This is a genomic window from Pacificibacter marinus, assembly GCF_018860665.1.
Lineage (GTDB): Bacteria > Pseudomonadota > Alphaproteobacteria > Rhodobacterales > Rhodobacteraceae > Celeribacter > Celeribacter marinus_A.
Genome location: NZ_JAHKPK010000039.1, coordinates 17,372 through 37,309, shown reverse-complemented (window position 1 = coordinate 37,309; position 19,938 = coordinate 17,372). Strand labels below are relative to the sequence as shown.

The 19,938-nt window shown below is 50.4% G+C and carries 30 protein-coding genes; 2 read left to right on the top strand and 28 right to left on the bottom strand.

Going from position 1 to position 19,938, the window contains the following annotated elements:
- Positions 1-194: 194 nt before the first annotated feature.
- The 13 genes from rpmD to KO497_RS11715 form a co-directional block, all read right to left on the bottom strand.
- Complete coding sequence (gene rpmD, locus KO497_RS11775) at positions 195-386, bottom strand: 50S ribosomal protein L30 (RefSeq protein ID WP_123794188.1); 192 nt, start codon at positions 384-386, stop codon at positions 195-197.
- A gap of 12 nt (positions 387-398) precedes the next feature.
- Positions 399-971 carry a 30S ribosomal protein S5 gene (rpsE, locus tag KO497_RS11770; RefSeq protein ID WP_215944167.1) on the bottom strand — a complete coding sequence of 191 codons (573 nt, stop codon included), beginning with the start codon at positions 969-971 and terminating at the stop codon, positions 399-401.
- A gap of 137 nt (positions 972-1,108) precedes the next feature.
- The gene (rplR, locus tag KO497_RS11765) at positions 1,109-1,468 is read right to left on the bottom strand and encodes a 50S ribosomal protein L18 (protein WP_215944166.1); all 360 of its coding nucleotides are present in this window, start codon (positions 1,466-1,468) and stop codon (positions 1,109-1,111) included.
- Between the two features lie 11 nt (positions 1,469-1,479).
- Positions 1,480-2,013, bottom strand: a complete 534-nt coding sequence (rplF, locus tag KO497_RS11760; protein ID WP_215944165.1) for a 50S ribosomal protein L6 — start codon at positions 2,011-2,013, stop codon at positions 1,480-1,482.
- A 10-nt stretch (positions 2,014-2,023) separates the two neighbouring features.
- Positions 2,024-2,416, bottom strand: coding sequence for a 30S ribosomal protein S8 (gene rpsH, locus KO497_RS11755; RefSeq protein ID WP_215944164.1), 393 nt, complete (start codon positions 2,414-2,416; stop codon positions 2,024-2,026).
- Positions 2,417-2,428: 12 nt separating this feature from the next.
- Complete coding sequence (gene rpsN, locus KO497_RS11750) at positions 2,429-2,734, bottom strand: 30S ribosomal protein S14 (protein ID WP_215944163.1); 306 nt, start codon at positions 2,732-2,734, stop codon at positions 2,429-2,431.
- A 19-nt stretch (positions 2,735-2,753) separates the two neighbouring features.
- Positions 2,754-3,317 carry a 50S ribosomal protein L5 gene (rplE, locus tag KO497_RS11745; protein WP_215944162.1) on the bottom strand — a complete coding sequence of 188 codons (564 nt, stop codon included), beginning with the start codon at positions 3,315-3,317 and terminating at the stop codon, positions 2,754-2,756.
- Positions 3,317-3,622 carry a 50S ribosomal protein L24 gene (gene rplX / locus KO497_RS11740; RefSeq protein WP_215944161.1) on the bottom strand — a complete coding sequence of 102 codons (306 nt, stop codon included), beginning with the start codon at positions 3,620-3,622 and terminating at the stop codon, positions 3,317-3,319. Before rplX ends, rplE begins: the two co-directional genes overlap by 1 nt.
- A complete protein-coding gene (gene rplN, locus KO497_RS11735; RefSeq protein WP_215944160.1) occupies positions 3,622-3,990 on the bottom strand; it encodes a 50S ribosomal protein L14 in 369 nt (122 codons plus the stop codon). Before rplN ends, rplX begins: the two co-directional genes overlap by 1 nt.
- A 111-nt stretch (positions 3,991-4,101) precedes the next feature.
- Positions 4,102-4,329, bottom strand: coding sequence for a 30S ribosomal protein S17 (gene rpsQ, locus KO497_RS11730; protein ID WP_215944159.1), 228 nt, complete (start codon positions 4,327-4,329; stop codon positions 4,102-4,104).
- 14 nt (positions 4,330-4,343) lie between these two features.
- Entirely contained in the window at positions 4,344-4,544 is a 201-nt protein-coding gene (gene rpmC / locus KO497_RS11725) for a 50S ribosomal protein L29 (protein ID WP_215944158.1), read from the bottom strand.
- Between the two features lie 168 nt (positions 4,545-4,712).
- Positions 4,713-5,078 (bottom strand): hypothetical protein, encoded by a 366-nt coding sequence (locus KO497_RS11720; RefSeq protein WP_215944157.1) that lies wholly within the window; start codon positions 5,076-5,078, stop codon positions 4,713-4,715.
- 99 nt (positions 5,079-5,177) lie between these two features.
- On the bottom strand, positions 5,178-5,663 hold the full coding sequence (locus tag KO497_RS11715; RefSeq protein WP_215944156.1) for a bacterioferritin: 486 nt from the start codon (positions 5,661-5,663) through the stop codon (positions 5,178-5,180).
- 157 nt (positions 5,664-5,820) lie between these two features.
- Here KO497_RS11715 and KO497_RS11710 point away from each other — a divergent pair, with 157 nt between their 5' ends.
- Both KO497_RS11710 and KO497_RS11705 read left to right on the top strand, forming a co-directional pair.
- Positions 5,821-6,441, top strand: coding sequence for a TIGR02466 family protein (locus KO497_RS11710; RefSeq protein WP_215944155.1), 621 nt, complete (start codon positions 5,821-5,823; stop codon positions 6,439-6,441).
- A 31-nt stretch (positions 6,442-6,472) separates the two neighbouring features.
- Entirely contained in the window at positions 6,473-6,784 is a 312-nt protein-coding gene (locus tag KO497_RS11705) for a hypothetical protein (protein WP_215944154.1), read from the top strand.
- Here KO497_RS11705 and KO497_RS11700 read toward each other — a convergent pair.
- The 15 genes from KO497_RS11700 to KO497_RS11630 all read right to left on the bottom strand — a co-directional run bounded on the left by KO497_RS11700 (position 6,781) and on the right by KO497_RS11630 (position 19,854).
- On the bottom strand, positions 6,781-7,563 hold the full coding sequence (locus KO497_RS11700) for an ion transporter (protein ID WP_215944153.1): 783 nt from the start codon (positions 7,561-7,563) through the stop codon (positions 6,781-6,783). The genes KO497_RS11705 and KO497_RS11700 overlap by 4 nt on opposite strands.
- 381 nt (positions 7,564-7,944) lie before the next feature.
- Positions 7,945-8,358, bottom strand: coding sequence for a 50S ribosomal protein L16 (gene rplP / locus KO497_RS11695; RefSeq protein WP_215944152.1), 414 nt, complete (start codon positions 8,356-8,358; stop codon positions 7,945-7,947).
- Positions 8,359-8,371: 13 nt separating this feature from the next.
- Positions 8,372-9,079, bottom strand: coding sequence for a 30S ribosomal protein S3 (rpsC, locus tag KO497_RS11690; RefSeq protein WP_215944151.1), 708 nt, complete (start codon positions 9,077-9,079; stop codon positions 8,372-8,374).
- Positions 9,079-9,459, bottom strand: a complete 381-nt coding sequence (gene rplV, locus KO497_RS11685; RefSeq protein WP_215944150.1) for a 50S ribosomal protein L22 — start codon at positions 9,457-9,459, stop codon at positions 9,079-9,081. The genes rpsC and rplV overlap by 1 nt, the downstream gene beginning before the upstream one ends.
- Positions 9,460-9,462: 3 nt before the next feature.
- A complete protein-coding gene (gene rpsS / locus KO497_RS11680; protein ID WP_009574008.1) occupies positions 9,463-9,741 on the bottom strand; it encodes a 30S ribosomal protein S19 in 279 nt (92 codons plus the stop codon).
- A 3-nt stretch (positions 9,742-9,744) separates the two neighbouring features.
- The gene (gene rplB / locus KO497_RS11675; RefSeq protein WP_215944149.1) at positions 9,745-10,584 is read right to left on the bottom strand and encodes a 50S ribosomal protein L2; all 840 of its coding nucleotides are present in this window, start codon (positions 10,582-10,584) and stop codon (positions 9,745-9,747) included.
- 707 nt (positions 10,585-11,291) lie between these two features.
- Positions 11,292-11,636, bottom strand: a complete 345-nt coding sequence (locus tag KO497_RS11670; RefSeq protein ID WP_215944148.1) for an L-rhamnose mutarotase — start codon at positions 11,634-11,636, stop codon at positions 11,292-11,294.
- 59 nt (positions 11,637-11,695) lie between these two features.
- Positions 11,696-12,520: an amidohydrolase family protein gene (locus KO497_RS11665; RefSeq protein ID WP_215944147.1), complete on the bottom strand. Its 825-nt coding sequence runs from the start codon at positions 12,518-12,520 to the stop codon at positions 11,696-11,698.
- The gene (locus tag KO497_RS11660; RefSeq protein WP_215944146.1) at positions 12,517-13,533 is read right to left on the bottom strand and encodes an aldo/keto reductase; all 1,017 of its coding nucleotides are present in this window, start codon (positions 13,531-13,533) and stop codon (positions 12,517-12,519) included. Before KO497_RS11660 ends, KO497_RS11665 begins: the two co-directional genes overlap by 4 nt.
- Positions 13,526-14,191: a GntR family transcriptional regulator gene (locus tag KO497_RS11655; protein WP_215944145.1), complete on the bottom strand. Its 666-nt coding sequence runs from the start codon at positions 14,189-14,191 to the stop codon at positions 13,526-13,528. The genes KO497_RS11660 and KO497_RS11655 overlap by 8 nt, the downstream gene beginning before the upstream one ends.
- An 88-nt stretch (positions 14,192-14,279) precedes the next feature.
- On the bottom strand, positions 14,280-15,164 hold the full coding sequence (locus KO497_RS11650) for a carbohydrate ABC transporter permease (RefSeq protein WP_215944144.1): 885 nt from the start codon (positions 15,162-15,164) through the stop codon (positions 14,280-14,282).
- A gap of 15 nt (positions 15,165-15,179) precedes the next feature.
- The gene (locus KO497_RS11645) at positions 15,180-16,112 is read right to left on the bottom strand and encodes a carbohydrate ABC transporter permease (protein ID WP_215944143.1); all 933 of its coding nucleotides are present in this window, start codon (positions 16,110-16,112) and stop codon (positions 15,180-15,182) included.
- Positions 16,113-16,177: 65 nt separating this feature from the next.
- Positions 16,178-17,449 (bottom strand): ABC transporter substrate-binding protein, encoded by a 1,272-nt coding sequence (locus KO497_RS11640; protein WP_215944142.1) that lies wholly within the window; start codon positions 17,447-17,449, stop codon positions 16,178-16,180.
- 51 nt (positions 17,450-17,500) lie between these two features.
- A complete protein-coding gene (locus tag KO497_RS11635) occupies positions 17,501-18,601 on the bottom strand; it encodes an ABC transporter ATP-binding protein (RefSeq protein WP_215944141.1) in 1,101 nt (366 codons plus the stop codon).
- 95 nt (positions 18,602-18,696) lie between these two features.
- Complete coding sequence (locus KO497_RS11630) at positions 18,697-19,854, bottom strand: enolase C-terminal domain-like protein (protein ID WP_215944140.1); 1,158 nt, start codon at positions 19,852-19,854, stop codon at positions 18,697-18,699.
- Positions 19,855-19,938: the final 84 nt, after the last annotated feature.

The following is a 19,938-nucleotide window of genomic DNA, read 5'->3' as shown; positions in this document are numbered from 1 at the left end:
GGATACCGGAGTCTTGTTATCTGAATTCCCCCTCATAGTTTGGCAGATCACTTCTGCAAAAAACTATTGGGACTCCCAATGGGGCACATGTGTTATGTCAACCATTACGCATGACGGCATTTCACCGAGATCAAAAAAACGCCCCGCTGTTTCCAGCAGGGCGTTTTCAAAGATTTTGGATCAAAAAGATCGACTTAGTTGTCGCGCTCTTCGATGATTTCAACCATGTGGGAAATCTTGCGCACCATACCGCGAACCGCAGGAGTATCCTCGAGTTCACGTGTTTTGTGCATTTTGTTGAGGCCAAGGCCAACCAACGTAGCACGTTGATCTTGTGGGCGACGGATCGGTGAACCGATCTGTTTTACAACGATTGTTTTAGCCATGATGTCTATTCCTTACGCTTCTGCTGTTTCAGCAGGTGCAGCTGCAGGTGCTTCATCTTTTTTCAAGATGTCAGCCACTTTTTTGCCGCGACGCTGAGCGACGGACCGTGGTGAAGACTCTTTTTTGAGGCCTTCTACGGTTGCACGGATCATGTTGTATGGGTTCGAAGAACCGATGGATTTGGACACAACATCCTGAACACCCAACATTTCGAACACAGCACGCATTGGACCACCGGCGATGATACCAGTACCTTGTGGTGCAGTCCGCATCACAACTTTACCGGCGCCGTGACGTCCTTCGACGTCGTGGTGCAATGTACGGCCTTCTTTCAAAGGCACACGGATCATTTGGCGTTTCGCTTGCTCGGTGGCTTTGCGGATGGCCTCAGGGACCTCTTTCGCTTTACCTTTACCGAAGCCTACGCGGCCTTTTTGGTCGCCAACAACAACAAGAGCAGCAAAGCCAAAACGCTTACCACCTTTAACTGTTTTAGACACACGGTTGATCGCGACAAGACGATCTGCGAATTCGGGGTTCTCATCGCGATCGCGACGGTTATTCCCGCGGTTGTTATCTGCCATTGGGCATTCCTTTACATAGGTGGCGCGAGGCGCCAATGTTATCAATCCAAGTGAAAAACGTGAGACGCGAAGCCCCACGTTTTCCCTGGATCATCGGGGGGGCGCCAACCCTAAGATTAAGCGCCCCCCACAAGTTTTTAGAACTTCAAGCCACCTTCACGTGCAGCTTCGGCCAAGGCCTTAACTTTACCGTGAAAGAGAAAACCGCCACGGTCGAAGTAACATACTTCCACACCAGCTTTTTTCGCACGCTCTGCAATCGCTACACCGACTTTTGCCGCTGCTTCGACGTTGTTTTTGCCAACTACGCCGAGATCTTTCTCGAGTGTAGAAGCAGACGCGATTGTCACGCCTTTTACGTCGTCGATCAACTGAACGCTGATGTTCTTGTTCGAACGATGGATAGACAGACGCGCACGTCCGTTTGCCATCTTGCGAAGTTTGTTCCGGACGCGCAGGCGGCGCTTCAAGAACAGGTCTCTTTTGCTGTTTGCCATGATCTACGTCCTTACTTCTTCTTACCTTCTTTGCGGAAGATATACTCGTCTTTGTATTTGATACCTTTGCCTTTGTAGGGCTCTGGTTTCCGCCATTCGCGAATATTTGCCGCGACTTGGCCAACGAGTTGTGCGTCTGTACCTTCAACAACGATTTCAGTCTGCTTCGGAGCTGTGACGGTTACGCCAGCAGGAACTTCGAAGAGGACGTCATGTGAATAACCCAAAGCGAGTTTGAGCACGTTACCTTGCATAGTTGCACGGTAACCAACACCGTTGATCTCAAGCTCTTTTTTGAAGCCTGTAGAAACACCTGTTACCAAGTTTGCAATAACAGTGCGGGACATGCCCCACTGTTGACGCGCACGTTTGGATTTACCACGTGGTGTCACTGTGATCACGTTGCCGTCGACTGTGATTGTCACATCGTCGGTTGCAGTGAATGCGTGAGTGGCTTTTGGCCCCTTCACTTCGATGGTCTGACCTGAAACAGAGGCAGTAACGCCGCTGGGCAGCTCGACCGGTTTTTTACCAATACGAGACATCAGACCCTCCTTAGAAGACTGTGCAAAGCACTTCGCCGCCAACATTGTTGGCACGAGCGTTTGCATCAGACATCACACCTTTAGGTGTAGAGACAATCGACAAGCCCAGGCCCTGACGGACAGTTGGGATGTCTTTGACACCGAGGTATACGCGACGACCAGGTTTTGAAACCCGTTTCACTTCGCGAATAACAGGAGTGCCTTCGAAGTATTTCAGGCTGATTTCGAGCGTTGGGTGACCAACTTCGTTTGTGCCTTTTTCGTAGCCACGGATGTAGCCTTCGTCTGCAAGCACGTCCAAGACCCATGCACGCAGCTTAGACGCTGGTGTAGAGACTACGGATTTACCGCGCATTTGAGAGTTACGGATACGTGTGAGCATATCGCCGATAGGATCGTTCATATTATGCTCTCCTTACCAGCTTGATTTCACGAGACCGGGGATTTGGCCGAAAGAGCCAAGTTCCCGCAGCATGATACGGCTGACCTTGAGCTTACGGTAGTAAGCGTGAGGACGACCGGTCAACTGACAACGGTTGTGAAGACGGACAGCCGAGCTGTTGCGCGGCAATTCAGCAAGCTTCATGGTTGCGCGAAAACGCTCTTCCATGGGCTTCTCTTGGTCATAAATGATCTCTTTGAGAGCGGCGCGTTTGGTAGCATATTTTGCCACCAATTTTTCGCGTTTGCGCTCACGTGCGATCATGGATTTCTTAGCCATGTTCTCTAACTCCTCGCGATCAGCTGTTGAAAGGCATGTTGAAAGCTTTCAACAAGGCCTTAGCTTCTGCGTCAGTTTTCGCAGTGGTTGCGATTACGATGTCCATACCCCAGTTTTCGTCAACTTTATCAAAGTTGATTTCTGGGAAAACGATGTGCTCTTTGATACCCATGGCATAGTTGCCGCGGCCATCAAAGGATTTGCCAGAAATACCGCGGAAGTCGCGGATACGTGGCATAGCAATCGTGATCAGACGATCGAGGAATTCGTACATCTTTTCGCCACGAAGAGTAACCTTCGCGCCAAGAGGCATGTCTTCACGAACGCGGAAACCAGCGATGGATTTCTTAGCGATCGTTGTCAAAGCCTTTTGACCAGCGATGAGTGTCAGATCTTCCTGAGCAGATTTTGCTTTTTTGGAATCACGAACAGCTGCAGCGCCACAACCGATGTTGAGAACGATTTTGTCCAAACGTGGAATTTGCATGTCGTTCTTGTAGCCGAACTCTTCTTTCAGAGCGGGGCGAACGGCATCCGCATACACAGTCTTAAGACGTGGTGTGTAATTTGCAGTATCAAGCATCAGATCACGTCTCCTGTGGACTTAGCGAAGCGCACTTTTTTGTCGTCTTCCATGCGGAAGCCAACACGTGTCGCTTTGCCGTTTGCGTCGAGGATCGCAAGGTTTGACAAATCAATCGGCATGGATACCGGTTTCTTGCCGCCTTGGTCGCCTTGGGACGCTTTTGTGTGACGCAAAGACACGTTGATGCCTTCAATCACAGCTTTGCCTTTAGACGGGTTCACAGAAGCGATTTCGCCCTGTTTGCCTTTGTCTTTACCAGCGAGAACGATGACCTTGTCACCTTTGCGGAGTTTAGCAGCCATTACAGCACCTCCGGCGCGAGTGAGATGATCTTCATAAAGTTTTTCGCACGCAATTCGCGAACAACTGGGCCAAAGATACGTGTACCCACTGGCTCGTTGCTGTTGTTCAAAATCACAGCAGCGTTGCTGTCAAATTTGATTGCTGTGCCGTCTTCACGACGAACTTGTTTTGCTGTGCGAACGACGACGGCTTTACGCACGTCCCCTTTTTTCACACGGCCGCGTGGAATGGCTTCTTTCACCGATACTACGATGATGTCACCCACTGACGCGTAACGACGGTGTGAACCGCCGAGAACCTTGATGCACTGAACACGGCGAGCGCCGCTGTTGTCAGCTACATCCAGATTGGTCTGCATCTGGATCATGTGGTTTCTCCCGACCTTTGGGGCTGCCTGCAGCGGCGTGGATCCCCAGGGTTTCGATTATGCTGAGTTAGTCCCGCACAACCGATTTCAACTTGCGTTAAAATCGATCGCTTATACGAGAGCTTCCCAACGCTTGGTTTTCGACTTAGGTGCACATTCCTGAATACGGACCGTATCGCCTACGTTGAATTGGTTTGTCTCATCGTGCGCCCGGTATTTTTTGGACTTACGAATGGTCTTTTTCAGAACTGGGTGTTTGAAGCGACGCTCAACGGAAACAGTGATTGTTTGCTCGTTTTGGTTAGATGTCACAACACCAGAAAGGATACGTTTTGGCATAGTCTCAGCTCCTCTTACTCAGCCGCAGCTGCGGCTTTTTCGTTCAAAATCGTTTTCACACGTGCAGCTGCACGGCGCGCTTTACGGATTTGAACGGTGTTTTCGAGCTGACCAGTTGCTTGTTGAAAGCGCAGGTTGAAAGACTCTTTTTTGTTGTTTGCCAGCTCTTCGCGAAGCTGGTCTGGCGTTTTGGCGCGCAGTTCGTCGGCGTTCATAGCCTTATCCTTTTCCTAAGCACCAGTGGGCCCCCGTTAGGGTCACCCAGGGTCTGGTGGGTAATGTCAAAACACACGAATCCCCTAACGGGGTTCGAGCGATGTGCTTCTATAGGGGGGATGCAACGTCATAGCAAGGGAAAGATCGGGCTTTCTGCCGAGCTGTGATCAATCCGGCAAGATCACAACATAGGTCTCTTCGGCCCAGCCGCTTTGAGTGTCGCGGGCTTGGATTTGAACCTGCGTCACCCCCTCAGCAATCATCACACCAGACAGCGACCGCGTGAACGGCTGTTCATGCTCATGGGGGTGGGTCAAAACACGCAAGCCCAGTTCCTCACCCTGCATATCAAGCACGCGCCATCCATCAGCGTAGTGATCCCATCCAGTATCAGGGTGGGACAGGGTCACATCAAAACGCCAAGCGCCATTTTGCGCAGAGGCACTCGCAGCTTCAACCACAGGGGCGTCGGCCCACAGCTGCTGAACAGGTATAAAGACAAGGCTGAGCAGAATAGGAGCTAATTGTTTCATCTGTTCAGTATAGCAAAACCTCCCCCGCCCTGCACTCACTTTGCTGTGAAATGCGTGAACAGTGCGGGAGAGGTTTTGCTGTTTCGATCACTTGGCGGATCACTCTTGGTCAGACCCGGCTGCTGACACATATTTGGACGCATAGTTTTGCTCGCCAATACGATCAAGCAAGCTGATCTGCAGTTCTAGCCAGCTTTGGTGGCCAACTTCGTCAATCGCAATAGACTCAAAAAGCGCCTTAGACTTCAAATCGCCAGCTTCGTAAGCCGATTTTGCGGCCTTCGTATAAAAATCCGTTGCGGCGCGTTCATCAACCAAGTCCATGTTGAACATATCTTTCAAAGAGGTCGCGATCTTTGGTGTTGAGGCAAAGGCCATTTCAGGCGCGCCGCCAAGCTCGAACATACGCTCAAGGAACAGATTCGAATGTTCGGTCTCTTCTGCGAACTCTTCACGCATCTTTTCGGCCAGTTTGTCCAATCCCCAATCATCGAGTACATGAGCATGAAGCTGATACTGATGCGCCGCAGTCAGTTCCATTTGAAGCGCCGTATTGAGGTTTTTCAATGTCGTGTCGTTGTTCATAGCGTTACGTCCTTTCGAGTCGCCTTTGGGGAGGCATAAGTTAGAATGATTCTAATATAGTGACCTACCGCAAGTTTTCACCCCATGATTGCACTTTTTTCACACACATGCGATGTGAGAAAATGCCTTTGGCATTCCCAATTTTGAGGATCACATCATGCCCGACATCTCATCCCTTTTCGTCACCCGGCTTTATCGCGCTGCCCTGTCCGAATTTGGCACGCCTGTGGATGCAGACGAGTTGGAAAATTCTTGCCTTTCGATTGCCGAGGATGACGAGGCGGGCCAAGACTGGTGTGAGGCCAATGATTTTGCTGGCTACACCAGCTATGCCTCCCTGACAGACCTTGCGTGGCGCTTTCCGATTTTCAAAGACATCACCGACAGTCTGGATCAACATGTCGCCGCTTTTGCCGCCGATTTGCAGTTCGATCTGGATGACCGCAAGCTGGTACTGGAAGACATCTGGATCAACATCCTGCCCGAAGGCGGCGCGCATTCGGCGCATATCCACCCGCATTCTGTGATCTCTGGCACCACTTACGTCGCAATGCCCGAAGGTGCCTCTGCCCTGAAACTCGAAGACCCCCGCCACGCCATGATGATGGCCGCCCCACCCCGCACCAAAGACGCGCGCAAAGAAATGAAAAACTTCGTCTACGTCAAACCAGAGGTCGGTGATGTATTGCTCTGGGAAAGCTGGCTGCGCCATGAAGTGCCGATGAATATGTCAGAAGATCACCGCATTTCGGTGAGCTTTAATTATAAGTGGTCGTGAGTAACGATCCGCGCCCAAGTTAGAGAGCAAAATGGATTTTATTCTTGAATTCATTGTCCATCTTCTTGCTCATTTGATCTACGGCAAGAAAGAAGACCCGAGGCACCCCCTTTGGCGTTGGACGTTCATAACCATTTTCTTCGGATTATCACTTGCTACCCTTGTTGGCCTTGCCTTCAAAGGCTCAAATATCGCGGCGTGGGTTCCTATCTTGCTTCTGGCGGGGCTCGTTCATGGCATGGTCGCACTGTACGGCGAAGCTCTTTTCGGCTCGAAGCGTATCTCGTTTGTGATCGGTCTGACGCTCGCAACGACCCTTGGCGCTGCTCTGATTTGGTCCTAAGACGACCTGTCTTGATTTGAACCGCTCAGTGCCCGCTCAATCCGCTCCAGACGCGCCATCAGTTCATCACGGTGTTCTTGTGTTGTGGCGTTGGCTTCTTCGGCGTGGGCGTCTTGCATGGAGTTGACGATCAGACCGACAACGAGGTTCATCACCGCAAAGGCTGTGACCAAGATGAAGGGGATAAAAAACATCCATGCTTGCGGGTGCACATCCATCACAGGGCGCACGATGCCCATGGACCAGCTTTCCAGCGTCATGATTTGGAACAGGGAATAGAGCGAACGGCTTAAAGTACCGAACCATTCGGGAAAGGTGTCACCGTAAAGTTTGGTCGCCATCACGGACCCGATATAGAAAATGATCCCTGTCAGGAAAAACACTGACGCCATACCGGGCAGCGCCATGATGAAAGCCTCGACCACGCGGCGCAACGACGGCACGACCGATATGACCCGCAGCAGTCGAAAGATGCGCAGGGCACGCAGCACGGCCAGACCTTGGGCAAAAGGCAAAAGCGAAATGCCAACGATGGCCAAATCGAACAGACCCCAGCCCGATTTGAAAAAAGCCAAACGGCGGGCATAGATTTTGGCGGCGATCTCGATCACGAAAATTGTCAGGCAAGCGATGTCGAGTGCATGGATCAGCCCCCCTGCTCGTGCCATGGCGGCATCGGAGGTTTCCAACCCCAAAATCACAGCATTGAATAAGATCACGCCCATGATGATATTTTGGGTCAAAGACCGATCGAGAATATCTGCAATCTGCGCGCGCATCTGTGTGCTCCTGTTACGTGTCAGAGCGGATATGGCCTGTGTTGCGCGCGGGATCAAGCCTTGGCGGGGAAATCCCTTAGCGAAAGCGCAGGCAGTCAATGGACTGCTTGCTTGGTGGGCGGTTAAGCGTCAGGCACACCTTTAAAACATGTAAACTGGAAAACGCATAAAGTTTAAAACACGTAAAACATCGCGGATGTTTGGCGTGTTTACCTCCCTACATTCAAATACAATTCAGAACAAACTACGCGGCTCTACTTTTCGGTCAGGTTGTATCAGATTTGACAAAGAGACCCGAAAGCAAAAAGCCCCGCTACGAAGCGGGGCTTTTTATACTGTTAGACTTGGTAGCGAAGAGTGCCCGAGGGCACCCGTCGACCTTTACCAGTCTTCGCGCACCACGGTGCGGGTTTTGACAGGCAATTTCATTGCAGCAAGGCGCAGGGCCTCACGCGCAACGTCTTCACCAACGCCGTCGATTTCGAACATAACGCGGCCAGGTTTGACCTTGCATGCCCAGTAATCAACAGAGCCTTTACCTTTACCCATACGCACTTCGGTCGGTTTGGATGTGACCGGTACATCTGGGAAGATGCGGATCCAAACGCGGCCTTGGCGTTTCATGTGGCGTGTCATTGCACGACGAGCAGCTTCGATCTGACGTGCTGTAACACGTTCTGGTTCAACGGCTTTAAGACCGTATGTACCAAAATTCAGATCAGACCCGCCTTTGGCGAGACCTTTGATGCTGCCTTTGTGCATCTTGCGAAATTTCGTACGCTTTGGCTGAAGCATTTATCAGATCTCCTTAGCGACGGCCGCGGTCGCCACGGGGCGCCGGACCTTGTTGGGCTTCTTCGAGACGACGGTCACGAGCCTGAGGATCGTGTTCCATGATCTCGCCTTTGAAGATCCAAACTTTGATGCCGATGATGCCGTAAGCAGTCATAGCTTCGAAAGCTGCGTAATCGATGTCCGCACGCAAAGTGTGCAACGGAACGCGACCTTCGCGGTACCATTCAGTACGCGCGATTTCCGCGCCGCCAAGACGGCCAGCAACGTTTACACGGATACCAAGAGCACCCTGACGCATTGTGTTCTGAACCGAACGCTTCATAGCGCGGCGGAAAGACACACGACGTTCCAGCTGTTGAGCGATAGACTCAGCAACAAGAGCGGCGTCAAGATCTGGCTTGCGAACTTCAACGATGTTGAGGTGCAATTCAGAAGCAGTCATGGAAGCGATCTTCTTGCGAAGTGTTTCGATGTCTGCGCCTTTTTTACCGATGATCACACCAGGACGTGCAGTGTGAACTGTCACACGGCATTTTTTGTGTGGACGTTCGATGATCACGCGAGAGATACCAGCTTGCTTGCACTCTTCTTTAACGAATTCGCGGATTTTGATATCTTCAAGAAGAAGATTACCGAAATCTTTGGATTCTGCGTACCAGCGGCTGTCCCAAGTGCGGTTGATTTGCAAACGCATGCCGATTGGATTGACTTTATGACCCATTAGCTTTGCTCCTCAACTTGGCGCACCTTGATGGTGATTTCAGCGAATGGCTTCAAGATTTTGCCAAAACGACCACGCGCACGTGGGCGACCACGTTTCATCGTCAAGTTTTTGCCAACCCAAGCTTCAGCAACGATGAGTTCATCGACGTCAAGATTGTGGTTGTTTTCAGCATTGGCAATCGCGGACTGAAGACATTTCTTCACATCTGCTGCAATACGCTTGTTAGAAAACGTCAGGTCTGTGAGGGCCTTGTCGACTTTCTTACCGCGGATCATCTGAGCAACGAGGTTGAGCTTTTGCGGAGACGTACGGAGCATGCGCGTTTTCGCCATTGCTTCGTTGTCGGCCACGCGGCGGGGATTTGATACCTTACCCATGACTTATTTCCGTTTCGCTTTTTTGTCTGCAGCGTGACCGTAGTAGGTGCGAGTTGGTGAATACTCACCAAACTTTTGACCAATCATGTCTTCTGTGACGTTTACAGGAATGTGCTTACGGCCGTTGTACACACCAAAGGTGAGACCAACGAACTGAGGCAAAATTGTTGAGCGGCGTGACCAGATCTTGATGACCTCGTTACGACCGGACTCACGAGCTTTCTCGGCTTTCTTGAGGACGTACGCGTCCACAAATGGGCCTTTCCAGACAGAACGTGCCATATTCTAGCGACCCTTCTTCCGAGCATGACGGGAGCGGATAATAAGTTTATCTGTCCCTTTGTTTTTACGCGTTTTCGCGCCTTTAGTCGGCTTACCCCATGGTGTCACTGGGTGACGACCACCAGATGTACGACCTTCACCACCACCGTGAGGGTGATCGATCGGGTTCATAACAACACCACGTACGGATGGGCGGATGCCCTTGTGGCGGTTACGGCCGGCTTTACCAAGGTTTTGGTTCGAATTGTCAGGGTTGGAAACTGCGCCAACCGTTGCCATGCATTCTTGACGAACCATGCGCAACTCACCAGAAGAAAGGCGAATCTGAGCGTAGCCACCGTCACGGCCAACGAATTGAGCGTATGTACCAGCAGCACGAGCGATCTGGCCGCCTTTGCCCTGTTTCATCTCAACGTTGTGTACGATGGTACCGATGGGGAGACCGGAGAACGGCATAGCGTTACCAGGCTTCACGTCAGCTTTAGCAGATGCGATGACTTTGTCACCAACTGCAAGACGCTGAGGAGCGATGATGTAAGCTTGCTCGCCGTCTTCGTATTTGATCAGTGCGATGAACGCGGTGCGGTTCGGGTCATATTCGATCCGTTCTACAGTCGCTGGAACATCAAATTTATTACGCTTGAAATCGACGATGCGGTAAAGACGCTTTGCGCCCCCGCCGATGCGACGCATCGTGATCCGTCCGGTGTTGTTCCGGCCGCCCTTTTTCGTCAAACCCTCAGTGAGAGATTTAACTGGACGTCCTTTCCAAAGCTCCGAACGGTCGATCAGAACCAGCCCGCGCTGGCCAGGCGTCGTTGGTTTGTACGACTTTAGTGCCATAGTTTCTGTCTTCCGTTTGCTTTGTGACCTTATGTTCAGGTTTCCCTGATCGGTCTGTGTGTAGGCCCCCGTAGGTGCCCAAATTCAAATATCGAGAGGCCACAGAACGAATCTATGGCCACAAGATTGCTGGGGAGTATCAGAGGGGGGATTGGGTGTCTAGTGGGGCGTCGATGTTTGTGGGTGATTTGGCCATCGACTCGTATAAGATTGTAGAATCCACTTGGCGCCCACGAGTGAAGAACACTAAAACGGGTCTTGTCGTGGTTTAGTTCCGGTCTCTTTCGGGCAATGTTTGCTATGAAGGAAATATGGAATGGCAACAAGATACACAGACACGTTCCGGCGTGATGCTGTGCTGATGGCGGTTACAAGTGGCCAAACACGCCCCCAAGTTTCATCAGATTTGGCGTGGGTCTTTCGACGTTGAACAGTTGAGAGACCGCAACGTTCACGGGGCGAGATCAAGCCGTAATGCCCGTAACGCATGCCGATATTTCAGGGGTGGGAAATCTAGCTTCTATCAGTGGCACGATGCCTTTCAAAAACATGGCGAAGCCGGCCTAAAGAACGCTAAATCACTGATTTTTTTTCTGCACATCCTTAGACCGCGCTCTAGTCATGACCACCGTTCTTAAATCCAATTTCTATACTGCGATGCTGTGACCGCTCGTATCCATCACCATCCATCTTAACGAGATTAGCAGTCAATCTTGATGAAAAAACATAGGTAAAGGCTGCCAAACCTTTCCCATATTGCGCCCATTTAACAAGGGTGTTTGATATTGGCGACACGTTTGCAGCCACTCTTGAACACGCGGGTCCTCTTGTTGTTTGCGATTGTCGGCATCACGATCCGTTCCTGTATATTCTGAATAGGAAAACATCACGTTCAACTGTTCGAGATAAAAGATCGAATAATTTTGGATATTTCGTTCCGCCAACGATTGCTTAACCTCTGGCCAGACATTCTGGTGAAGTTTACGATAGGGTTCCACGTGCTCAGGGCGAATTCCGACGGCGGATCCGATACGGATCAGGTTGTTTGACATTGTCACTATCCTTTCAGTTACAAATTACTCCGTCATCCGCTGAAAGCTTGATTTTGATGCTACAGCTTCAACTTGTAGGCGTTCTTCGCATTGCCGCTGAAAACCGCGCGCCGCGCACCGGTATCCACGTGGTCATGAATGATCTGTAAACTATCGCGATATACTCCCTGTCGATTGGACACCGGCCAATCACTCCCCCATACCAACCGTTCGGTGCCAAACATTTTTACCGCAAAATCGATCAAGGATTTCGCAGTGATGCCATTTTCAGGATCGACATCCATCGCCGGAACTCCAGATAGTTTTACCCAGCAATTGGAATGACGGGACAAACGTCGCATCCCATTTTGCCAATCGTCGAATTGGTCTACATTCCGCCAAGGCTTTGCCAAATGATTCACGATGATGCGCAAGTTCGGGATTATTGTTGCCAGCCGATCAATAACGTCTAGGTGTCGGACATCGACAAGGGCATCAAAGGAGAGCCCCATCGCAACCATCGCGTTAAGTCCTGGACGGGCATCATCGCTTAATAGCCAACTCGCATCATTATGGGCCTGCAGCATGGGGCGAATGCCAACAAGAGGGCCCTGTGCCAACAAGGATTGAAACTGGGCATTCGCTTTAACGCCATCGCGTAGATCGCACCATCCAATCACTCCGACAATAAACGGCGACCTTTGAGCCAATCTCAACAGAAACTCTGTTTCAGTAATGGTTTCAGTTGCCTGAACGACTATTGTCGCGGCAACACCTGCATCGTGCAAATGGGCGACCAGATCCTGCGGCAGAAAATCACGGTACAAGAGCAGATCATCTTGGCGCGGAAAGCTATAGTCCCCACGCGATACCTTCCAAAAATGCTGATGCGCATCAATAATCATGCCACACAGGACGGGGTATATTCAAAATGGCCGTCGGAGATAAATCCTTCCGCATTCAGTGATGCCCATAGATCTGCTGGAATTTCTGAGTTGAGAGCCGCCAGATTCTGCGCAACTTCACTCGCAGTACGCATGCCTACAACCACATTGCAGACGGCTGGATGAAACAACGGAAACTGAAGCGCCGCGGACTCAATAGCAACCCCGTACTGTCGACACAGTTTTCGTAAAACTGACACGCGCGTATGGATGTCTTCGGGTACAGGTTTATATCGCCAGTGATCCCCTCCCGCCAAAACACCAGACAAAAACGGTGCCGCAATCATAACTGAAATCTTATGTTTCAAGCACTTATCCAGCAACCCGTCGTCTTCTTGCGTCAGAACCGAATGCGAGCCTGCCAACATAAAACAATCCCACGCGCCGACCTCAAGCGCGCGAAAACATGGGGTAGCAGAGTTCACTCCAATACCGATGGCCGAAATCATGCCTTGCGCTCGCAGCTCATCCATTGCGCCATAGGCCTCAGTTAGAATTTTTGTCAATGTCGTGTCGTCTTCTGCCTGCTTGTCGGGATCATGAAGGAATAAAATATCCAACCTTTCCAACTTTGTTCGCTCAAGACTATCTTCAACTGATCGCAGAATTCCGTCGCGGCTGACGTCATACCGAGCGCGGCGACCGCTATCTTCAGCCCAGTTTTTCCGCGGGGTTTCATTAGTATCATTCACAAGAATACGGCCAACTTTACTGGATACGACATGAGTTTTTTCAAGGGCGTGTTTCACCTTCAATGCCGTCCCTAACCGCTCTTCAGCCAGTCCAAATCCGTAACTCGGAGCAGTATCAAAGTGTGTAATGCCACCATCAATGGCAGCATCTATTGCACATCCTGCGGCATCGTCGCTGCTTGCTTCAAACAGCCCTCCCAATGGGGCCGTTCCAAACCCCAAAGGCGAAACCGTTAGGCCTGTTTCCCCGATGCGGCGAGGTGAATGCATTTTTTTAGTCAAAATTCTGTTCCATGCTGGCTTGGGCAAGTGCGATATGCTTGCGCCCTGCGGCAATCGCCGCTTCGGTATCTCGGGCTTTAATCGCATTGATGATCGCCCAATGTTCGCCCGAAATGTCGCGCAACCGTTCAATCTGGAAACCGAAAAGATCACGCAGCGAACCCGTCAGCCGCTTGTACCTCATCCCTGCACGCACCGCTTCCTCGTTCAAGCAACGTGATTCAATTTCAAAATGGAATTGACGATTGCATTCGTTGCAATCACTAACGTTTTCACGTTCCATCGCAACATCAAAACCTTTTTGAATTTCTTCGAGTTTTGCATCAAATTCGGCATCTGCAAAGGCCACCGCGTCGCGGTAGTAAATACCGCTTAATGCAATTCGAATTTCATAAACGTCAGTCAGAAACCGATGATCTAAAGCCCTTACACTCGCCCCTTTATGAGGCATTATGACCACAAGCCCCTCACCTTGTAGCTGTTGCAAAGCTTCTCGTATAGGCATCTGGCTGAGACCGTATCGTTTACTCAACTCGGCGATTTTCAACCGCGCGCCGGGTTCGAAGTGACCATTAACAATATCCGCCAACAGCGCCTTGCGCACCCGCGAATAAGTGGTTTCCCCGAGCGCGTCTCCAGTATGGGTTTCGCTGTCCATAATTAAAATTTACTCCGTAACTGGGATTACATCATCCCAATGCATTTTCACTTGACGATAATACGTCCCTCCTTGGCAGAAACATAGCCTAGCCTTTTTCGGCCCCTGCAAGCATCCCCGTTCTGACATAACGTTGTGCCATCAAGAACACGACCAGAACCGGTGCGACCACAACAATCGCGGCCTGAATGGCTTCTGGCATCCGGATCGGAATATCATTCGCCGCCTGATTTTCCAATGCACCAGAGGAATTGATCAATGCGGTCAACCCCAGAGGCAGATTGAAAAGTTTTTCGCTGGACAGCAGAACGAAAGCCAAAAAATAGTTACTCCAGTTCGCCAGGAAGCTGAAGAAAGCAACCAGTGCGATAACCGGTTTGGCCAGAGGCAACGCGATATGGATAAACAGTTGAAACCTATTGCATCCGTCCACCCTTGCAGAATCCATCACACCTTTAGGAAGTGAACTGGAAAAGAACACATAGGATAGATAAATCCCGAACGGGAAAAAGCCTGTCGCCAAGATCAGGCCAAGATAAGTGTTGTTGAGGCCCAGCGCCAAAAGCTCAAGAAAGATCGGCAACACAATCGCTTGGCTCGGCGTGATCATCGCAATAAGCGTCAAGACCAGAATAGATTTACGTCCAGGAAATTCAGTCACAGCAAGGGCGTAGCCAGCAGGAATAGCCGTCGCAAGCGACAAGCTTACACCGCCCAGCGAATAGATCACCGAATTTTTGGCCCAATTTAAAATTTGAAAGTCATTGTATGATGTCAGATCGTGCCACGTTTCCTTTGCCTGCGCCCAAGTCCCAATCGTAAACACGGGGTCTGAAAACAGGGAGACTTGTGAACGAGTGCCGGCAACAAAGAGCCAAAGCAACGGCACCCCGTAAAAGATCAATCCAAAACCAAGCATAGAGTAGACGGCGAACCGGCTGACACTGAATGATCCCTTGCGTTTTTTGCTCATTTCAAATCGCCCCTCTTATTTAACTTGATAGAATTTGGTTGCGAAAATCAGAATTAGCGCAATCGTAACCGAGACGGTGATCAACATCGTACTAAGAGCCGCCGAGATGCCAAAATCCCCCATACTAAACGCATACTGGAAGGCGAGCTGATTGACGGACCAATCCGATCGCGCATATTGCGGGCCAGCCATGCCCATCAATTGTGGTTCAACGAAAATCTGCAAGCCGCCCGCGAGGGTCAAAATGCCCATCAGTGCGACTGATTTCCAAATCATTGGAAGTTTCACATAGACTGCTTGCTGCCAAAGGTTAGCGCCATCCACACGCGATGCTTCCATTACTTCACGCGACAGCCCCGACAGCGCGCCGCCCATCACGATGATCCATCCACCAGAGTGGGCAAAAAATGACATGATTGCAAATAGACTGACCATACCAAGGCCATTGACAACATGCTGACGGGCTTCCCAGCCGAACATATGAAAAACAGCTTGAAATGGGCTGACCAACGGGTCGACCAGAAACAACCAAAGAACAACAATAGCCGATGATGTGATCGCTCCAGGCAAGAAATAAATGGTGCGAATAGTGGTCGCCACTCTGCGGCTTAGGATGTCCAGCATCAGAGATAGGCCAGTCACAACGATAATGGTGACGGACACCCAAAGCGCAACAAAACCGATAATATTGTAGATGGCTTCTTCCAGTCGGTAATCTTGGAATGCCATCTTGTAGTTCGTTATGCCCCAGAATACGCCAGAAATTGTGTCAAAAAAGCTCATGCCGAATGCGTAAATCACAGGGATCACACCGAACATTAAAAGCAGGCAGAGGTACGGCAACACGAACAGGTATGACGCAACCAAGCCACGACGTTGTTGACGACGACGCCTTTTCATTCGATCTTTTGGGACTTGAATGGTTCCCGCTTGGCTAGTCTTATTCACACGTATACCCTCGGTCTGGTTATGGGTTATTCGGGCACATCCATGAACATGCCCGAGCCAAGTGATTACTCTACCTTATAGCCCGCCAAACGTGCGGCGTTGGTTAGTTCTTTTTCATAAACCGACAAGAGATCTACCAATTTGCCATCCGTGGACAGTGATGCACTGATGGTTTTACCAAATGCAGACCGCATATCATATCCAAGCGATGCAAAATGCGGGCTGGAATACGCTGCGGCAGCCAGCATCGTGTCATACACATCATTCGTCGCATAATATGGATCGTTATTAACACGCTCGCCCCATGCAATCGACGGTTGCTCATATGCGGGCATAGTCACGGCATTGATCAGGTGATCTTCTTGTGTCGTGGCCCAAGTGATGATGTCAGACGCGATTTCCGGATACTTAGTCTCTTTCCAATACCCAAAATTACCACCGCCCCAGCTCCATGCAACTGGCTTATCTTCGTCTGCCCAGCGCAACGGCATTGCTGCAGTCAGGTGACCTTCTGGGATTTTATAGTTCGGCTTCATGACATATTCGCCAAACCAAGTCGGGCCGATGCTCATGACAATTTTACCAGCGCTTGCTTGCGTAATTAGGCCTGGTTCAGATGTTCCGAATCTTAACAGGCTACCATTTTCAAGCATGCGATCAATCAGTCCAGCCATCCGCAAACAGGGTTCTGTCGACAGATCGATTCGGAGCGTATTTTCTGCACCGTCTACCGGAAAACCGATCTCGCAACCAGATGCACCCAGCATACCGATGACGATGTCAGGTTGCACACCCGACCCAAGAAAGTATCCTTCGCCTCGTGCCGTCAAATCCGCACCAAGCTGTTCGAATTCTTCCCAAGTCTCAGGCATTTCAACACCTAGCTCGTCCATCAGTGGTTTATCGTACCACATAACCAAATGAGCCACATCGTTACGCAAGCACAATATCCCACCGTTAAGCGAACACACAGAATTGGCGTTTGGTAAAAAGCCATCGAATATGTCTTGGCTCACAACATCGCTAATATCAGCGAGATAATCAGTACGCCGTGTCGAAAGCTGCGCGGGATGATTTGACGACGACATAAAAATGACGTCAGGCACATCCGCTTTGGCCCGCATAGCCAGCTGCAGTTTGGTCACCAGTTCATCTTTATCGACCGTTAGCAGTTCAAGATCGATGTCAGGATGCGCGGCATCATAGGCTTCGAACGTAGAAATTCGTGCAGTGTCGCTCCAAACAGTGATTTGTGTCTGCGCCTGCGAAGCGGATGCAAAAAGCGACATAGATAGCGCACCGAAACATCCGAATATGGTCTCAGGTAATCGTGTCATTTAGTCCTCCCTAGTGTTGCTGCCAGTCAAAAAACTGGCGGTCGTTCCTCCCTATCCAGCGGTCAATGATTGTCCCGCAGAATCGAAAACGTGCAGCTCGGCTTTGGGCACGCCAAAGACGATCTGTTGACCATGATCCAAATCGGTGTGCCCCATGATTTGTGCAATCACGAGTTCCTCCGCGCCGACATTGAAATAGCCGTAGTTTATGTTGCCAAGTCGTTCTACCGCATCCACTCTTGCGGTCATCGCGATATGGGTGTCAGGCACCTCCGCAATCGAAGTATAGACGGAAATCTCTTCGGGGCGCACACCAACCGTCAGATCATCATTCGCATTCAGCCTTAAATTAGGTAATTTGAATGTGGTTTTCGAATTAGCAACAAGATGTACATTTTCGGACCCGTCGCTGGAGACTTTGGCATCGAAAAAATTCATTTTAGGTGACCCAATAAATCCCGCGACGAAAAGGTTTTTCGGTCGTTTGTACAACTCCATCGGTGTACCCACCTGCTGAATGGAGCCCTTGTCGAGAACAACAATTCGATCAGCCATTGTCATAGCTTCCACTTGATCGTGCGTGACATAAATCATCGTCGCATCCAACTCTCGATGGAGGCGTTCGATCTCAAGCCGCATTTGAACGCGAAGCGCCGCATCAAGGTTCGAAAGTGGCTCATCGAATAGGAAAACCTTTGGCTTGCGCACAATCGCTCGGCCAATTGCAACCCGTTGTCGTTGCCCCCCAGACAACTCGGCAGGCGAGCGATCCAGCAAGTCTTCGATCCGCAAAATGCGCGCGGCATCATGAACAAGCTTCTTAGCCTCGGCCTTAGAGTATCGAGACAGGCGCAGGTTGAACGCCATATTATTGTAGACGTTCATATGCGGATAAAGTGCATAAGACTGGAACACCATCGCGATGCCCCGTTCGGACGGTTCAGCAAATGTCATGTCTTCGCCATCGATCAGAACATCCCCATCAGAAACAGTTTCCAGCCCTGAAACCATGCGTAGCAATGTTGATTTTCCGGACCCTGACGGGCCAACAAACACGACAAATTCACCCGAAGAAATTGTAAGGTCTACGCCATGAATGACCTGTAACGCGCCAAACATTTTCGTAACTTTTTGCAGTTCAACTTCAGCCATCTATTGTCCCCGAATTTCTGCCGCACTTATAAAGATGTGCGGCGTTTTCCACCCCATACAGAATGGCATTTCGCCGCAAGAGAAAACAAATTTTGTCATTGAAACACAATCGTATTGGTCGCATTTCCACGAATAAGATCCCAGTCATATTGAACGCCAATACCGACCCCTGATGGAACAGGAAAAGTTCCATCAGCCCCGACAGATTCAAGTGCATCCGAATAGTCGCAGGCATATATTGGCGGGAAAGATGACCCTGATTTTGGACCAACAAGCGCCAGTTCGTAGTAATTGGTATTGCGAATTGCGGCCATGCAATGACGTTGTGCCGGCCCCGCCCCGTGGACTTCGATGTCCATCCCAAGAGCCTCGGCCATATGCGCAGTTTTCATCGCGCCGGTAATGCCCATATCGTAGTTTGGATTGACGCGGACAAAATCGCTCGCCCCGGACACCGCCAGATCAGCCTTGGATTCCAGCCCGCGCATATGCTCACCAACCAAAATTGGCGTGCGCACTCGTTCGCGCAGAATCTTTTGTGCAGATTGAGATATGCCACCGTCACGGAACGGATCTTCCCACCAAAGGAAATCAGCCTCATCACAGGCTTTACCAACTCGCAAAGCATCGCTAAGTGTGCGCAACTGACAGGCAGGATCAAGCATGAGCTGGATATCCGGACCCACTTGATCACGCAAAAGAAGAATTGCATCAACTTCTCGTTTCACATTACCGTCTGTCCAGCCATGCATTTTGAAAGCGCCATAACCGAGCCTCACACAATGCTGTGCAAAATCGGCGTAGTCTTGTGGCGTTGTTAAACCGCCATTCGGATCGCCGTGGTAGGTACTAGCATAAGCAGGAAGGTGTCTACGGCTCGCACCGAGTAGCGTCGCAACAGATGTATCTAACCGCTTACCGGCCCAATCCCAAAGTGCTATGTCAATAATTCCTGCGCCCATTTTATCATATTTACGAAGTCCCCGCTTGAATTCTTCGTAAAAGTCCAAACGGTGAAACGGGTTCCTGCCTATTATCTTTTTGGCAAGATAGGCCGACTGCCCAACAGCTAGCGGCACCCCTCCTACGTATTCCCCTGCAATCCCGTCAGACGTTTCAATTCTCACGGCAAGTGACGATGACTTTCCGTCTGCATCAGGGGTGTAGATCGTATCATAGCCATCTTCGGACGGCCCAGAATTCGCAACCGTAAACGAGAATTCAACCAGTTCTATCTTTGTGATCTTACTCATTCGGCTCTCACTTCCCTCTTCAATATTTGATATAATATCAAATATCAAATTATATAAGTCAAGATAAATGACAGCAAGCTGAGA

Excerpts from the sequence above, each read along its gene's own strand:
- rpmD (WP_123794188.1), bottom strand. The coding sequence starts at position 386 with ATGGCTAAAACAATCGTTGTAAAACAGATCGGTTCACCGATCCGTCGC.
- rpsE (WP_215944167.1), bottom strand. The coding sequence starts at position 971 with ATGGCAGATAACAACCGCGGGAATAACCGTCGCGATCGCGATGAGAAC.
- rplR (WP_215944166.1), bottom strand. The coding sequence starts at position 1,468 with ATGGCAAACAGCAAAAGAGACCTGTTCTTGAAGCGCCGCCTGCGCGTC.
- rplF (WP_215944165.1), bottom strand. The coding sequence starts at position 2,013 with ATGTCTCGTATTGGTAAAAAACCGGTCGAGCTGCCCAGCGGCGTTACT.
- rpsH (WP_215944164.1), bottom strand. The coding sequence starts at position 2,416 with ATGAACGATCCTATCGGCGATATGCTCACACGTATCCGTAACTCTCAA.
- rpsN (WP_215944163.1), bottom strand. The coding sequence starts at position 2,734 with ATGGCTAAGAAATCCATGATCGCACGTGAGCGCAAACGCGAAAAATTG.
- rplE (WP_215944162.1), bottom strand. The coding sequence starts at position 3,317 with ATGCTTGATACTGCAAATTACACACCACGTCTTAAGACTGTGTATGCG.
- rplX (WP_215944161.1), bottom strand. The coding sequence starts at position 3,622 with ATGGCTGCTAAACTCCGCAAAGGTGACAAGGTCATCGTTCTCGCTGGT.
- rplN (WP_215944160.1), bottom strand. The coding sequence starts at position 3,990 with ATGATCCAGATGCAGACCAATCTGGATGTAGCTGACAACAGCGGCGCT.
- rpsQ (WP_215944159.1), bottom strand. The coding sequence starts at position 4,329 with ATGCCAAAACGTATCCTTTCTGGTGTTGTGACATCTAACCAAAACGAG.
- rpmC (WP_215944158.1), bottom strand. The coding sequence starts at position 4,544 with ATGAACGCCGACGAACTGCGCGCCAAAACGCCAGACCAGCTTCGCGAA.
- KO497_RS11720 (WP_215944157.1), bottom strand. The coding sequence starts at position 5,078 with ATGAAACAATTAGCTCCTATTCTGCTCAGCCTTGTCTTTATACCTGTT.
- KO497_RS11715 (WP_215944156.1), bottom strand. The coding sequence starts at position 5,663 with ATGAACAACGACACGACATTGAAAAACCTCAATACGGCGCTTCAAATG.
- KO497_RS11710 (WP_215944155.1), top strand. The coding sequence starts at position 5,821 with ATGCCCGACATCTCATCCCTTTTCGTCACCCGGCTTTATCGCGCTGCC.
- KO497_RS11705 (WP_215944154.1), top strand. The coding sequence starts at position 6,473 with ATGGATTTTATTCTTGAATTCATTGTCCATCTTCTTGCTCATTTGATC.
- KO497_RS11700 (WP_215944153.1), bottom strand. The coding sequence starts at position 7,563 with ATGCGCGCGCAGATTGCAGATATTCTCGATCGGTCTTTGACCCAAAAT.
- rplP (WP_215944152.1), bottom strand. The coding sequence starts at position 8,358 with ATGCTTCAGCCAAAGCGTACGAAATTTCGCAAGATGCACAAAGGCAGC.
- rpsC (WP_215944151.1), bottom strand. The coding sequence starts at position 9,079 with ATGGGTCATAAAGTCAATCCAATCGGCATGCGTTTGCAAATCAACCGC.
- rplV (WP_215944150.1), bottom strand. The coding sequence starts at position 9,459 with ATGGGTAAGGTATCAAATCCCCGCCGCGTGGCCGACAACGAAGCAATG.
- rpsS (WP_009574008.1), bottom strand. The coding sequence starts at position 9,741 with ATGGCACGTTCTGTCTGGAAAGGCCCATTTGTGGACGCGTACGTCCTC.
- rplB (WP_215944149.1), bottom strand. The coding sequence starts at position 10,584 with ATGGCACTAAAGTCGTACAAACCAACGACGCCTGGCCAGCGCGGGCTG.
- KO497_RS11670 (WP_215944148.1), bottom strand. The coding sequence starts at position 11,636 with ATGTCAAACAACCTGATCCGTATCGGATCCGCCGTCGGAATTCGCCCT.
- KO497_RS11665 (WP_215944147.1), bottom strand. The coding sequence starts at position 12,520 with ATGATTATTGATGCGCATCAGCATTTTTGGAAGGTATCGCGTGGGGAC.
- KO497_RS11655 (WP_215944145.1), bottom strand. The coding sequence starts at position 14,191 with ATGGACAGCGAAACCCATACTGGAGACGCGCTCGGGGAAACCACTTAT.
- KO497_RS11650 (WP_215944144.1), bottom strand. The coding sequence starts at position 15,164 with ATGAGCAAAAAACGCAAGGGATCATTCAGTGTCAGCCGGTTCGCCGTC.
- KO497_RS11640 (WP_215944142.1), bottom strand. The coding sequence starts at position 17,449 with ATGACACGATTACCTGAGACCATATTCGGATGTTTCGGTGCGCTATCT.
- KO497_RS11635 (WP_215944141.1), bottom strand. The coding sequence starts at position 18,601 with ATGGCTGAAGTTGAACTGCAAAAAGTTACGAAAATGTTTGGCGCGTTA.
- KO497_RS11630 (WP_215944140.1), bottom strand. The coding sequence starts at position 19,854 with ATGAGTAAGATCACAAAGATAGAACTGGTTGAATTCTCGTTTACGGTT.